Source organism: Emticicia sp. 17c, assembly GCF_037153985.1.
Taxonomy (GTDB): domain Bacteria; phylum Bacteroidota; class Bacteroidia; order Cytophagales; family Spirosomataceae; genus Emticicia.
Genome location: NZ_JBBAYI010000001.1, coordinates 856,374 through 870,129, shown reverse-complemented (window position 1 = coordinate 870,129; position 13,756 = coordinate 856,374). Strand labels below are relative to the sequence as shown.

Here is a 13,756-nt window from a genome sequence, read left to right as displayed (position 1 = left end):
TTCGGTAGAGTTGTCTCTGCCGAAGATTTTACAAACTATATACGTCAGTATTATTTTAAATCTTTTACAGCCTTTGTAAGTTTTGGCAAAACATCAAAAACATCGCCCACAATACCATAATCGGCAGCTTTAAAGAAAGGTGCTTCAGGGTCTTTATTAATAACGACAATTACTTTTGATGAATTAACACCTGCCAGATGCTGGATAGCTCCAGAAATACCGCAGGCAATATAAAGATTTGGAGAAACCTTAACCCCTGTCTGACCAACGTGTTCGTGGTGAGGTCGCCAGTCTAAATCTGAAACAGGTTTTGAACAAGCCGTAGCAGCACCTAAAGCATCTGCTAAATCGAGCAATGGTTGCCAATGCTCAGGCCCTTTCATTCCACGCCCACCAGAAACCACCAAGTCAGCCTCAGGTAGCGATACTGTTCCGCTGGCTTTTACTGTTTCGGTCACTTTAGCGGTAAACAGGTTATCGCTTAAAGCTGGTGTAAATGTTTCAACTTCGGCAGTATTTGTGGTTTCAACCGGAGTCACTACGTTTTTCTTGATGGCTAATACCTTAATATCGCTATTGATATTTACGTCAGCAAAAGCCTTTCCGGTAAAAATACTTCTGGTTACTTTAAAACCGTTCGATACGTCGGGTAGTTCGGTTACATTGCCAACAACTGCCGCTTTGAGTGTTCCGGCAGCACGTGCAGTAACCGCATCAGCTAACGATGATTTAGCTGTGATAATTACTTTTGCACCCGTGGTTTGGGCAGCTTCAACTAAAACTTTAGCATAAGCCATGCTATTGGCTGTTTCGAGTTTTGAATCGTTTGCATGCAGAACTTTGCTTGCACCGTAATTTCCGGCTACTGCCAGGCTTGCCGCATCGGCTTTGCCAATGGCAAGGGCTGTAACGGAAGTACCTAGTTTTTCGGCCACTTTCGAGCCATAATAAATGGCCTCAAGTGATGATTTTTTTATTGCTCCGTCGGCAATTTCTGTATAAACTAATATAGCCATGATTGAATGTCGTTTACTGGAATTTTTAAATCTACAACTCTAACGGGTACTTTAGTGTTAAAGTACTTTCGCCTCTGTGCGAAGTAATTCAATAAGTTTTTCGGCTTCATCAGCAGGAATAAACTTACAAGCACCTTTAGCTGGTGGAAGACTGTATTTTTCTGTTGAAGTAAGGGCTTCACCTGAGGCCGGAATTACTTTCAGTGGCTTGGTACGCGCCGTCATGATGCCTCTCATATTAGGTATTTTCCATTCGGCAATAGGTTCTTGGCAGCCAAGTACGAGTGGGAGCGGAGCCGATAACTTCTCTTTGCCACCTTCAATTTCGCGGGTGATTTCTGCAACACCATCTTTGATATCTAATTGCATAACCGGCGAAAACGAAGGAATACCCAGAATTTCGCCTACAATGCCATGCACCACACCTGAGTTATAATCGCTGGTTTCACGTCCCATTAAAATTAAATCATAATTGCCTTCTTTGGCAACGGCCGCTATCTGTTCTGCTACAAAATAAGAATCAGTTGGTTCTGTATCAACCCTGATGGCATCGTCGGCTCCAATTGCCAACGCTTTACGAATCTGAGGTTCTGCGTCGGCTTCACCTACGTTTAGTACCGTAACGCTTCCGCCCGATGCTTCTTTTAGTTCAACGGCTCTTGCAAGAGCATAATCATCGTAGGGTCCGATGATGTATTGTACCCCGGCTTTGTTCAACTTCGTATCACCATCTGTAAAGGTAATTTTAGAAGTTGTATCAGGTACGCTAGAAATGCAGACTAGTATTTTCATAGTAATTTGCCCCTTACCCCCAAAGGGAGATGTTATAGAATAAATGCTTTTAGGGGTTTGCTAAAAAGCATTTTATTTATTATTAAAGATAGATTATTATTGCATGTTTTTCGGGCATTGAATCCTGAAAAATTGTTATGCACGCATAACAATTACAAAGCTAAATTAAAGAAAAATAGTATGCAAGAGGAAAGATTAAAAATTTTACTGCAATATCTGGAGGAAGAACCTAACGACCCTTTCAATATTTATGGCGTAGCGATGGAGTATCTGAATAATCAACCTGACAAAGCCCTGATGTATCTGCAACAATTACTGGTAGAACACCCCGATTACCTGCCTACCTATTACCATGCAGCGGCTTTACTGGTTGAAAATGAGCAATTTAGCAGAGCAGAAGAAGTGTACAAAAAGGGCATAGAAATAGCTCACCAAAAGCACAATACTAAGGCTTATGATGAGCTAAAGAGAGCTTACCGAATGTTGCAGGATGAAATGGAATAATTATCAGTGATAATATTCGTCTTCTTCGCGTACATTCTTTTTACCGAATAAAGCCCTGAAGGTGTCGGTCATATAAAGTATATCCAGAACCTTACTTCGGGCCTGCTTCATTATGTAAGTATGGTGGTTTTGTTGTATTTGTTCCTCCAAGAGGTTAAGCAGAAAGCCCATGCACTCTTCATTCACCGAAAAGTCTTCCACTATATACATGATAAACCTGTTGTTGAGTGTGCTATCAGCAAAATAAAAAACCAAGTGAAAATCTTCTCCTACCAGATAAGTAGTGGTTTTGTTGGTGTCAAATGCCTTAAACATTTCTCCATTGTCTACCAAAGAATCAATGATAGTAACATCATCGTTAATAATTCTTACTGTCGGCTGCACGTTCATATCTGCTCTGTTTATTTAAGTTTCTGGTTTGTTGCTTTTCAAATATAACGTTAAATATCCAATAATGTTCCAAAAAAATTAAAAAAAATCTTGGAATAGTATAATTTTATATTTAAAAAAATCAACCAAATAGGTGCGTTTTTGAGTATTTTTACTCAAAAAAATGTTTTTTCTTTGAAATCAATGTATGCTTTTGGCTAACTTGGAGAGAATATTTTAAAAAAAATGATATTTAAGCTAAAATCAAACCTCGTAATTTTGTGAAAAAAATTTTTTTATGGCGTATAAAACTTCAAAAATTAACACTTCATCATTTAAAAATAGCCGCTCAACTTCGGTATTAATGATATATACAGGTGGAACACTCGGTATGGTTTATGATTCAAAAAGTAAAAGTTTGGTACCTTTCGATTTTGATGAGATACTCACAAACGTGCCTGAATTACATCGGCTTGAATTTGAACTGACTATCCTGACTTTAGATAAGCCTATTGATTCGTCGAATATGCGACCTGCCAACTGGATAGAAATTGCCCGAATTGTATACGATAACTTTGAAGAATTTGATGCCTTTGTAATTTTACATGGCACTGATACAATGGCTTACACGGCATCGGCCCTTAGTTTTTTGTTAGAAAACTTAAGTAAACCCGTAATTCTGACGGGTGCTCAGTTGCCCATAGGAATAGCTCGTACGGATGCCCGTGAGAATTTAATTACAGCACTTGAAATTGCTTCGGCAAAAATTAACGGCAGGCCCGTTATTCCTGAGGTAGCTATTTACTTTAATTCGTTTTTACTGAGAGGCAACAGAGCTAAAAAGAAGGAAAGCAGCCAGTTTAATGCTTTCAGGTCTGAAAACTATCCGTATCTGGCAGAAGTGGGCGTTACGATTGACTATAATTTCCCGTTTATCAGACCTTACAGAACTGACCTTCCCTTACAGCTTCATGAGCACCTCGACGAAAATGTAATGATATTGAAACTATTTCCGGGGATTCATCAGAATATGATTCATAATTTATTTCACACAAATGGGCTGAAAGGGATTGTACTGGAAACCTATGGCGCAGGTAATGCCCCATCAGAAGATTGGTTTCTGGAAGAATTAAAGCAGGCCATAGAAAAAGGGGTAGTAATTTTTAATGTTTCGCAGTGCGATGGCGGACGGGTGCTGCAAGGCACTTATCAGACAGGCCGCAAATTACAGGAAATAGGGGTAATAAGCGGCTCTGATATAACTACCGAAGCAGCTATTACCAAGATGATGTATTTGTTCGGTAAAGACACCTCGCCTGAAAGGGTGAAGTTCAGCCTTGAAAAAGATATTTGTGGCGAGATGTCGGTTTAAGTACAGGAAGCCCTATTTATTTTCGGAGAACCAGATTCTTGAATTGCATAGGGCTTTTGCCTTTTATTTGCTTAAATACCTTACTAAAGTAAGACACATTCGAAAAACCACAGTCAAAGCATACGTCTGTTATGCTTTTTTCGGTCATGAGTAACTTACAAGCCTGATTAATTCGATATTCGTTAACGAAGTCGGTGTAAGTCATATTCATCACTTTTTTAAAGTAATTACAAAAAGAAGGCACTGTTAAATGGGCTATGTCGGCCACTTCTTTCATATTAATAGGTGACTGATACGATTGCTCAACATACTCGTAGATACGCTTTAAGCGCACTTGGTCTTTCTGATTAAAATCATAGTTGGTATCGGCAACATTCAATAAAATATATTCTTCCGAGTTGGCCAGTATCTGAAAAACAGTAAGAAGTTCAATCATTCTGGCAAATTCAGAAAGCTGTGGCATCTTTTTTAGCTTGTTACCTACAATCTTTTTTGTTTGCCCATAAAAATGAATCCCATGCTTCGAACGTTCGAACAATGCTTTGATACTGGTCATTTCGGGTTTGTCAAAAAAGTTTTCTCCCAGAAAATCTTCTTTAAATTGAATTACAGTTTCTTCGTGTTCATCAAGTGCATCGTAGCCAAAGCCGGCATGGGGTAAGTTTGAGCCGATTAATACCAAATCGCCGTCTTCGTAATAGCTCAGGTGATTACCTACGTGCCGCCTGCCAGTTCCGTAGTGAACAAAAACCATCTCATATTCAGGATGATAGTGGTAGGTCCAGGGAAAAATATTGGATGAAATTTTTAAATGTAGCAGTCTGAACGAACTTCCTTCGTCAGGTTGAATTTTTTCAAAAGGCGTTTTCACTATATTAATATTCAAACGATGAAAAATTTCATAAAAATAATAATATAGTATCAAAACACATGAATATAATCATATTTTTTCTATTAAAATTAGTAGAATTTTGTAATCACATTAAAGTAGTACATTTAGTTTTGTTTTATACAATACATCAATCTATGATGAATTAAAGAAGCGGGCATTTTGCTCGCTTTTTTTTAGTACAACCCTAAAAAATACATGTTATTATTTTTACCCTATTCAGATACTACCTTATGAAAAACTGGCAAATAAAATTATCACTTTACCTGAATTACTTTGTTTTTGCTATTCTGCTTAACAGCGTTGGTATTCTTATTCAGAAATCAATCAACACATACCATGTTGACGAGGTAACCGCAAGTTCGCTTGAAGCCTTCAAAGATTTATCAATCGCCTTTGTTTCTTTTCTGGTGGGGTCTTTTCTTCCCCGACTAGGCTACAAGAAAGGAATGTTGCTGGCACTTGGTCTGGTGTTTATCGGTTGTTTAGGTATGTATTTCGGCAATTCCTTCATGGCTGTTCGGATTTTATTTGCCTGTGTAGGTATTTCATTTGCAGTTATAAAGGTGTCGGTTTATTCGTTGGTAGGGCTATTGGCCAAAGACGATAAAGACCATAAAGGAATGTTGAGCTCAATAGAAAGTTTTTTTATGATAGGCATTGCCGTTGCCTTTATCTCATTCCCGATGTTTTATAGTGATACCGACCCTAACGCATGGCTAAGGGTGTATCTGGTAGTGGCCGGATTAATTGCGGTTTCTTTCCTGATTCTTCTTTTTTCAGACTTTACAACCATTAATTACGAAATACCCGGTAGTAATGTAGCAGAAGACTTCAGGCAGATGATAAGCCTCTTAAAACGCCCTTTGGTATTAGTATTTGCAATTGCAGCCTTTATGTATGTAATGACCGAGCAGGGAATTATGAGTTGGTTGCCTACCTTTAACGAAAAAGTACTGCATTTGCCAGAAAAAACAAGTGTCTTTATGGCTGTTATCCTGATGCTTTCTATTGCTGGAGGGCGGTACCTGTCATCTATCCTGATTAAAAAAGTTTATTGGCTTACCTTATTACTGGTATGTCTGATTGGTGCAGCGATGATGGTTATACTGGTACTACCCCAAACAAACGGACTCGAAGTAAAAGCCATTGATTCATTGGCCGATGTACCCATAATTGCTTATGTGTTTCCGTTAATCGGGTTCTTCCTGGCTCCACTTTACCCATTGGTAAACTCAATTGTGTTAAGTGCAACCGAGAAAATCCTGCATAGCCCTATGGCTTCCCTTTTAACGTTTTTTTCAGCGGTTGGTGGTACGTTGGGGTCACGTCTGGTCGGAATATTATTTAAATATATTGGTGGAGAAAAGGCTTTTTATTTTTCGCTGATTCCGATGGGAATCCTGATAATTTGTTTGTTTTTACTGAATAATTTACAAAAAAAATCGAATACCCATATTGAATTTAATGCTAAAGGTGGGCACTAATTAGTTTGAGACAATGGAGCATAAAATGAGATATATCCACGAACTGGGTGAATTGTTTGAGTCAGTACAATTAGCCCAAGTTTTTCCCGATAATAAAACGTTTCCTGACTGTACGCCAAAAGGTATAAATACAGAGGAGAGTCTGAAAGAAATAAAACAGCGATACGAAGAGCAAAAGAATTTATCAGCGTTTGACCTGAAAACTTTTGTTTATGATAACTTTAATTTGCCCCACGACTACGGTGTTTCGTATATAAGTGATAAAAGCAAATCGGCCAGAGAGCATATTGAGGAGTTATGGACTGTGCTGACCCGTGAGCCAATGGCCGAAAAATCATCGTTGATTCCTTTGCCATATCCTTATGTTGTTCCGGGCGGGCGTTTCGGGGAAATATACTATTGGGATACTTACTTTACAATGCTAGGTTTGCAGCAGTCAGGTAAGGTTGACATGATTAAGGCGATGGTTGATAATTTTTCATATTTGCTTTATAAAATTGGTCATATCCCCAATGCCAACCGTACTTATTATATCGGCCGTTCGCAGCCCCCATTCTATGCTTTAATGTTGAAATTGCTGAGTGAAGAAATGGGGCAGAGTATTCTGACCGATTACCTACCTTATCTGGAAAAAGAATATGAGTTCTGGATGAATGGCAAAGGGCAGATAAAAAACGGCATAGTGGCTATGAATCGGGTAGTTAAGTTACCTGATGGAGCTTTTCTGAACAGATACTGGGACACAAACGCTACCCCAAGACCTGAGTCTTTTAAAGAGGATATTGAACTACAACATAAATCTGAGCAAAAGCCAGAAGAGTTATACAGGCATTTACGAGCCGCAGCCGAATCAGGCTGGGATTTTAGTAGCAGGTGGTTTAAAAATCCTGAAGCTTTTGAAAGTATTCATACAACTGATATTATTCCGGTAGATTTAAACTGCTTGTTGATGTACATGGAAGAAACACTGGCAGAAATTCATAGTTTAAAGAAAAATAGCAAAACTGCACGAAAATATCAGGAGTTGGTGCAAAAAAGAAAAGAAGCTATTCAGAGATATTGCTGGAATGAAGCAAAAGGATTTTACTTTGACTTCGACTTTACCAACGGAATACAAAAAGAACACTATACATTGGCGGGGGTATTTCCGCTTTTCTTTGGTGTGTCAACATCTGCTCAGGTAAGTAAAGTTGCGCAGGTACTCGAATCGCAATTTTTAAAGGCCGGAGGGTTATTAACTACGCTACTTTACACAGGGCAGCAATGGGATGCCCCCAACGGTTGGGCCCCTTTACAATGGATAGCCTATAAAGGACTTAAAAATTATGACTTTAATGAACTGGCCCAAAAAATAAAAAACAATTGGGTAAACCTGAATCTGAAAGTATATGCACAGACTGGTAAAATGACCGAAAAATATAACGTAACCGACCAGACGACAGAAGCAGGTGGAGGAGAATACCCTAATCAGGATGGCTTTGGCTGGACAAATGGGGTTTTGTTAAAAATGATGACTGAGTAGCCGAATTATTATTGGGTATACTGATAAACCCACCAGATAAGCACTAGTTGCATGGGCAAACGTAGCCAGAGCAATACCTGAGGAATATACTGAAACCTGCCCGATGTAGCCATATAAATATTAGCCGGAAATACAGCAATCAGCAATAAAATTAAACCCCATGCGGCATATACTCTTGTAGGTGGAAACAACAGCGCGATTCCTAACGCAATTTCTGCTATGCCACTTAACTGTACCATTACTTTATGAAAAGGAATATAAGGTGGCATGGCCTTCATAAAAAAACGTTCTTTGGTGAAATGTAATATGCCCGCCAGTGTAAAAAGCAAACCTGCCACATACAAACTACCAGCTTTAAGAAGTGCCATCATGATAAATAGTTTTAAGGCTACAATTTAATTTGTTTTTTATAATAAATAGGCCTTATTTGGTAATAATATTCAACCTGTAAGCCTTTATAATAATGAAAACTCTGCTCACCCTTTATCTGGTTTGGGCTTGTTGTTTGTTTGCGTGTGCGCAAAACTCTACAAGCAATAAACCTGTTGTTTTGGCTGCTTCCGATTTCCTTAAATTACTTGATAAACCTCAACTTGAAAAAGTGGCTTATCCGTACGATTCAGACGAGCGACAAAACTGGTATTTTGTGCCAAAGGCCAGAAACGGCCTCATGCTGCGCGACATGAACGACAAACAAAAAGAAGCTGCTATTCACTTGCTCAAAACCACACTTAGCCAGCAAGGGCAAGAGAAAGCCATTGCCATTATGCAACTGGAAATTATTCTGAAAGAACTCGAACAAGCCCCACCAGAAAGCGATTATCGTAGCCCCGTTAAGTACTATTTTACAGTATTTGGAACACCTGACGAGAAAAAACTATGGGGGTGGCGTATTGAAGGGCATCATCTTTCTTTAAACTTTTCATCCGAGTCAAATAAAATTGTGTCAGGTACACCCATGTTTTTCGGAAGCAACCCCGGCATAGTACCAAGCGGCCCTCAGAAAGGATACCAGATTTTAAAAGATGAAGTAAATTATGCGTTTGAGTTACTTAACTCGTTTTCAGAAGAACAATTAAAAAAAGTAATCATTGCTGATATTGCACCGGGAGACATTATTACCAGTAATAAAAGAAAAATTACGCAGCTAAGTAATGAAGGTATTTTATTTTCAGAGATGACCCCATCTCAACAAAAACTACTCATGCGGCTAGTAAGTATGTATGTTAAAAATTATCCTTTGGGGTTTTCTAATGAATTTATGCAAAAGATTGAGAAAGCGGGGCTGAATCAGTTAAGGTTTACATGGGCCGGAGGAAAAAAATATGGCGAGAATAATGGGCATTATTACCGTATACAAAACGATGTACTCTTGATTGAGTATGATAACACCCAAAATAACGGTAATCATATTCATAGTGTTGTCAGAGACCTGACAAACGATTTTGGTGAAGATATATTGAAAAAACACTATGAGCAGGAGCATACAAAAAAATAAGCATAAAAACCATGACTAAACTATGGGCTTATATAGGGCTGATTGGCTTATTTATCATCAGGCATCCTGAAAAAAATACCTATTACATCAGTACAAGCGGAGATGATAATAATAATGGCCTGAGTGTTGCCACAGCATGGAGAACCATCGGGAAACTTAATACAATTATTCTCAAAAGCGGAGAGACAGTTCTTTTTGAAGGAGGAAAAGTTTTTGACGGAACTATTATACTTGATAGCCTTGATGGTGGCACTCGAACTAATCCTTTAACCATTAGTAGTTATGGGAACCAACGCGCAATTATAAATGCAGCAGATAACAGAGGTTTATGGGCATATAATTGTGCCGGTATAAGGGTTAAAAAATTAGTGTTCAATGGCTCGGGAGTTACCACAAACAAGCAAAATGGGATTGAGTTTTATACAGATTATCAGTTCAAATCATTGTCGTTTATAGAAATTGATAGTTGCGAAGTAAAAGGTTTTCATGGGTATGGAATTGTGATTATTGGCGATAAAAGCGATACTTCTGGCTATCGGGATGTAAAAATCACTCATAATATAGCCCATGAAAATGGCGAGGCAGGCATCGGGTCGTTGGCTAAATATCCGGCTATACCTCATAAAAACTTCTATTTGGCTCATAATAAAGCCCATCATAATAAAGGTATTCTTGGCAAGACCTATAATCATTCAGGCAATGGAATTGTAATGGCCGGAATCGATGGCTTGCTTATTGAAAAATGTGAAGCCTACGAAAACGGTGCCGATAACCGATGTGCAGGAGGTGGCCCTGTTGGAATTTGGCTCTGGATGTGTAAAAACGGAATTATTCAGGAATGCGAATCGCATCATAACCATGCTGGCTTAACTAAAGATGGTGGTGGTTTTGATATTGACGGTGGTTCTTCTGATTGTATCATCCGAGCTTGTTATTCTCATGACAACGAAGGAGCCGGATATTTACTGGCACAGTTCGATTGCCCTTTAAAATTCAGTAATAATAAAATTATCAACAATATCAGCCGAAATGATGGTCTGAAAAACAATTATGGCAGTATTACTTTCTGGGGAGCTAACGAAACTAATAAAGTTGTTAACTCCGAAGTAAGTGGTAATAAATGCTATGTAACAGCCAGAAATATTGTTAACGGAAAACCCTGTGGGCTCAGGTTGTCAGGGAATCATTTCAAAGGTATAAAGGTCATCAATAATTATTTTGAGATTTATAAAGAGGGCCAATATATTTATGCTGACGAAAATGTGAACCCTGACGGAGTTTATCTGAAAAACAATATAGTTAAAAACAAATAGCATTATACTGAATCATAATGAAACAAACTTTATTTGTATTAGCCTTCGCGTGTGGATTAACAGCATTCGGGCAAAAGAAAAGCACCTATGAACCGTATTTCCCTGAGGCCAATAACTGGATACAGAAAAAACCTGCTGAGCTAGGTTTAAATACTGCCAGCATCGACGGAGCAATCAGATTTGCCATTGCTAACGAATCGAAGAATCCTCGTAACATGGAGGTTTCGCATTATCAGAGTTTTGGTAAAGAACCCTTTGGTTTCGGAATAGGGCCATTTGCTGAACGTGGCGAACCAACAGGAATAATTGTTTATAAGGGCTATATTGTAGCACAATGGGGCGAGCCTGCACGTTGTGATATGACCCACAGTGTAACAAAAAGTTTTTTATCGAGTGTAGTAGGAGTAGCTGTTGACCGTGGGTTAATAAAAAGCGTAAACGACACCGTGGCTGCTTACGTGCCTCCGATAGAGTTATATGGGGAGCCTGTAAGCCGTTCGGCTGATGATTTTGGAAAACCCGAATTATTACGCCTTTTTGATACCCCTCATAACCGTACAATCACATGGAACGCCATGTTGCGTCAGACCAGTGACTGGGAAGGTACACTCTGGGGAAAACCCGAATGGGCTGACCGCCCCGATAAAGACCCCACCCAATGGCTGAACAGGCCACGTCATAAACAAGGGGAGGTCTACGAATATAACGATGTGCGTGTAAATGCGCTTTCGCTGGCTGCTTTGAGTGTCTGGCGTAAACCTTTGCCACAGGTGCTGAAAGAAAACATTATGGATAAGATAGGAGCATCGAACACTTGGCGTTGGACTGGCTACCGAAACTCATGGATAGTGCTCGATGGTCAGGTTGTGCAGTCGGTAAGCGGTGGTGGGCATTGGGGTGGCGGAATGTTCATTAATGCGTATGATATGGCGCGCTTTGGGCTTTTATCATTACATCGGGGGCGTTGGAAAGACCAACAGTTGTTGTCTGAAAACTGGGTTAGACAGGCACTTACGCCAACACCTGCCGAACCAACTTATGGATATATGAACTGGTTTCTTAATACAGATAAAAAACTGTTACCTAGTGCATCAGCTAATGTATTTTATCATCTGGGTAATGGTACTAACATGATATACGTTGACCCAGACCATGAATTGGTTATGGTATGCAGATGGATAAACACACCTGCAATGGACGGGCTTGTAGCGAAACTTTTAGAGGCTTTTAATAAATAATTTCTGAATTTAATCTGATACAATGAGAAACTTTGTATTTACGCTGATTGCCGCTGTTTTATCGCTCAATGGATGGGCGCAGAATCAAACTTATGCCGAAAAACTTGGGTATCCTAAGGGGGCAAAAGTAATCATTATGCACGTTGATGATGTCGGGATGTCTTACGACTCCAATATTGGTGCTATTAAAGCTATCGAAGAAGGCGTTGCTACGTCATTAAGTGTAATGATGCCTTGCCCGTGGGTGCCGGGTTTTGTGCATTACATGAAAACTCATCCTAAAACTGATGCCGGCTTACACCTGACCCTTACTTCGGAGTGGAAAGATTATCGCTGGGGGCCATTAGCTGGCAAGGCAGTAGTGCCAAATCTGGTAGATGAAGAAGGAGCCATGTGGCGTAGTGTACAGGCAACTGCAACCCACGCTACTGCCGATGACATTGAGAAAGAAATCAGAAGCCAGTTAGACCGCGCCAGAACTATGGGTTTTGAACCAACACACATGGATTCACACATGGGAACGCTTTTTGCCAGACCCGATTATCTGGAACGTTACCTGAAAGTAGGAATGGAACAAAAAATACCTGTCATGTTTCCGGGTGGGCACGACCACATGATTATAAAAGAAATAGGCTCTGCTGGTCTTAAACTCGAACAAGCACAGGCTATTGGAAAACAGTTGTGGGAGGCAGGTTTACCTGTTCTGGACGACTTACACAATATCAGCTATGAATGGAATCAGTACCGAGGGCAAAAAATAAGTGATGATGTTTTGCAAAAATATAAAACCCAAAAATATATTGAGTCGTTTAAAGACTTGCAACCCGGGGTAACAATGGTAATTATGCACTGTACGTCAACTACTGAGGTATTTGAACATATTTCAGACTCAGGAAATAACCGCAGGGGCGATTTACTGGCCATGCTTGACCCCGCACTCAAAAAATATATTCAGGATAACGGAATTATTCTGACTACGTGGCGCGAACTGAAAGAAAGAAGAGATAAAATTAAATAAGAAATGATAAAGAAGCCGGAACAGTATTTACCGCTCCGGCTTCTTTTTAGAACTTCACAGTGCCGTAAGCACCTTCATCAACATATTCTTTGCCTGTAACAAGCGAGCTTAACATCTTTAAACCTACCACCACGCGGCTACTGTCTGAGTCCCAATATTCAGCTTCATGTGGTACTACTTTTATGAGTGTCAGATTTGGGTCATCTTTTCCGTCAGGAAACCATGCCTTAGCCATAGGGCTCCAGTATTCATCAATTTTTTGCTGGTTGTCTTCTTGCACTGCTTTTCCCATAATACAGACATAAGTATTATCAGAAGGAGAAGAATAACATACACAAACCTGCGGGTTTGCTTTGATTTCTGCTATTTTTTCTGAGTCGCGGGCTGTCAGAAACCATATATTCCCTTCTTTATCCATGCCTTGTGTACCCATCGGGCGGCTATGAATATGCCCCTTACTACTGTTTGTGCAGAGCATGGCAAACTGAATATCCTTTACCATTTCGCGAATGTCTGCCTGAGTTTTTTCTTTACCTTTTTCCATAGTCAATTAAAGTTTTTTACGTGGATGTTTCACGAGTTCAATTATTAAAAATACTGTTCCATAACAATTAACGATTAGATAATCTGCCAATAAAAAGAATGAGTAATTATAGCAACAGGCAAATGTGTAATTAAATACTCATACCTGACAAATATGACGAGAATCAGCCCGTGGAATGATTTTTTATATAGTCT

General features: G+C 39.4%; 14 protein-coding genes. 8 read left to right on the top strand and 6 right to left on the bottom strand.

Annotated elements, in window-relative coordinates; genetic code table 11:
* Nucleotides 1-50: 50 nt before the first annotated feature.
* Together WAA15_RS03605 and WAA15_RS03600 are read right to left on the bottom strand one after the other, a co-directional pair.
* The gene (locus WAA15_RS03605; RefSeq protein ID WP_337041075.1) at nucleotides 51-1,016 is read right to left on the bottom strand and encodes an electron transfer flavoprotein subunit alpha/FixB family protein; all 966 of its coding nucleotides are present in this window, start codon (nucleotides 1,014-1,016) and stop codon (nucleotides 51-53) included.
* Nucleotides 1,017-1,073: 57 nt separating this feature from the next.
* Entirely contained in the window at nucleotides 1,074-1,808 is a 735-nt protein-coding gene (locus WAA15_RS03600; RefSeq protein ID WP_337041074.1) for an electron transfer flavoprotein subunit beta/FixA family protein, read from the bottom strand.
* A gap of 180 nt (nucleotides 1,809-1,988) precedes the next feature.
* Between WAA15_RS03600 and WAA15_RS03595 the strand changes: the two genes are divergently transcribed.
* Nucleotides 1,989-2,312 carry a tetratricopeptide repeat protein gene (locus WAA15_RS03595; RefSeq protein ID WP_337041073.1) on the top strand — a complete coding sequence of 108 codons (324 nt, stop codon included), beginning with the start codon at nucleotides 1,989-1,991 and terminating at the stop codon, nucleotides 2,310-2,312.
* A gap of 3 nt (nucleotides 2,313-2,315) precedes the next feature.
* Here the strand turns inward: WAA15_RS03595 and WAA15_RS03590 are convergent, their stop codons facing one another.
* Nucleotides 2,316-2,702, bottom strand: a complete 387-nt coding sequence (locus WAA15_RS03590) for a hypothetical protein (RefSeq protein ID WP_337041072.1) — start codon at nucleotides 2,700-2,702, stop codon at nucleotides 2,316-2,318.
* Nucleotides 2,703-2,979: 277 nt separating this feature from the next.
* Here WAA15_RS03590 and WAA15_RS03585 point away from each other — a divergent pair, with 277 nt between their 5' ends.
* The gene (locus tag WAA15_RS03585; protein ID WP_337041071.1) at nucleotides 2,980-4,053 is read left to right on the top strand and encodes an asparaginase; all 1,074 of its coding nucleotides are present in this window, start codon (nucleotides 2,980-2,982) and stop codon (nucleotides 4,051-4,053) included.
* 16 nt (nucleotides 4,054-4,069) lie between these two features.
* Here WAA15_RS03585 and WAA15_RS03580 read toward each other — a convergent pair whose 3' ends face one another.
* Nucleotides 4,070-4,924, bottom strand: coding sequence for an AraC family transcriptional regulator (locus tag WAA15_RS03580; protein ID WP_337041070.1), 855 nt, complete (start codon nucleotides 4,922-4,924; stop codon nucleotides 4,070-4,072).
* A 251-nt stretch (nucleotides 4,925-5,175) separates the two neighbouring features.
* Here WAA15_RS03580 and WAA15_RS03575 point away from each other — a divergent pair, with 251 nt between their 5' ends.
* Complete coding sequence (locus WAA15_RS03575) at nucleotides 5,176-6,429, top strand: MFS transporter (RefSeq protein WP_337041069.1); 1,254 nt, start codon at nucleotides 5,176-5,178, stop codon at nucleotides 6,427-6,429.
* Nucleotides 6,430-6,442: 13 nt separating this feature from the next.
* A complete protein-coding gene (gene treF / locus WAA15_RS03570; RefSeq protein WP_337041068.1) occupies nucleotides 6,443-7,951 on the top strand; it encodes an alpha,alpha-trehalase TreF in 1,509 nt (502 codons plus the stop codon).
* Between the two features lie 8 nt (nucleotides 7,952-7,959).
* On the opposite strand, the gene WAA15_RS03565 is transcribed toward treF, so the two are convergent.
* The gene (locus WAA15_RS03565) at nucleotides 7,960-8,322 is read right to left on the bottom strand and encodes a DoxX family protein (RefSeq protein ID WP_337041067.1); all 363 of its coding nucleotides are present in this window, start codon (nucleotides 8,320-8,322) and stop codon (nucleotides 7,960-7,962) included.
* A gap of 92 nt (nucleotides 8,323-8,414) precedes the next feature.
* Here WAA15_RS03565 and WAA15_RS03560 point away from each other — a divergent pair, with 92 nt between their 5' ends.
* The 4 genes from WAA15_RS03560 to WAA15_RS03545 are packed head-to-tail and all read left to right on the top strand — an operon-like array spanning nucleotide 8,415 to nucleotide 13,018.
* The gene (locus WAA15_RS03560) at nucleotides 8,415-9,449 is read left to right on the top strand and encodes a DUF3500 domain-containing protein (protein WP_337041066.1); all 1,035 of its coding nucleotides are present in this window, start codon (nucleotides 8,415-8,417) and stop codon (nucleotides 9,447-9,449) included.
* Nucleotides 9,450-9,460: 11 nt separating this feature from the next.
* Nucleotides 9,461-10,762, top strand: a complete 1,302-nt coding sequence (locus tag WAA15_RS03555) for a right-handed parallel beta-helix repeat-containing protein (protein WP_337041065.1) — start codon at nucleotides 9,461-9,463, stop codon at nucleotides 10,760-10,762.
* Nucleotides 10,763-10,779: 17 nt separating this feature from the next.
* Complete coding sequence (locus WAA15_RS03550; protein ID WP_337041064.1) at nucleotides 10,780-12,000, top strand: serine hydrolase domain-containing protein; 1,221 nt, start codon at nucleotides 10,780-10,782, stop codon at nucleotides 11,998-12,000.
* Nucleotides 12,001-12,022: 22 nt separating this feature from the next.
* On the top strand, nucleotides 12,023-13,018 hold the full coding sequence (locus WAA15_RS03545) for a polysaccharide deacetylase family protein (protein ID WP_337041063.1): 996 nt from the start codon (nucleotides 12,023-12,025) through the stop codon (nucleotides 13,016-13,018).
* Between the two features lie 46 nt (nucleotides 13,019-13,064).
* Here the strand turns inward: WAA15_RS03545 and WAA15_RS03540 are convergent, their stop codons facing one another.
* Nucleotides 13,065-13,562, bottom strand: a complete 498-nt coding sequence (locus tag WAA15_RS03540) for a pyridoxamine 5'-phosphate oxidase family protein (RefSeq protein ID WP_337041062.1) — start codon at nucleotides 13,560-13,562, stop codon at nucleotides 13,065-13,067.
* Nucleotides 13,563-13,756 lie beyond the last annotated feature (194 nt).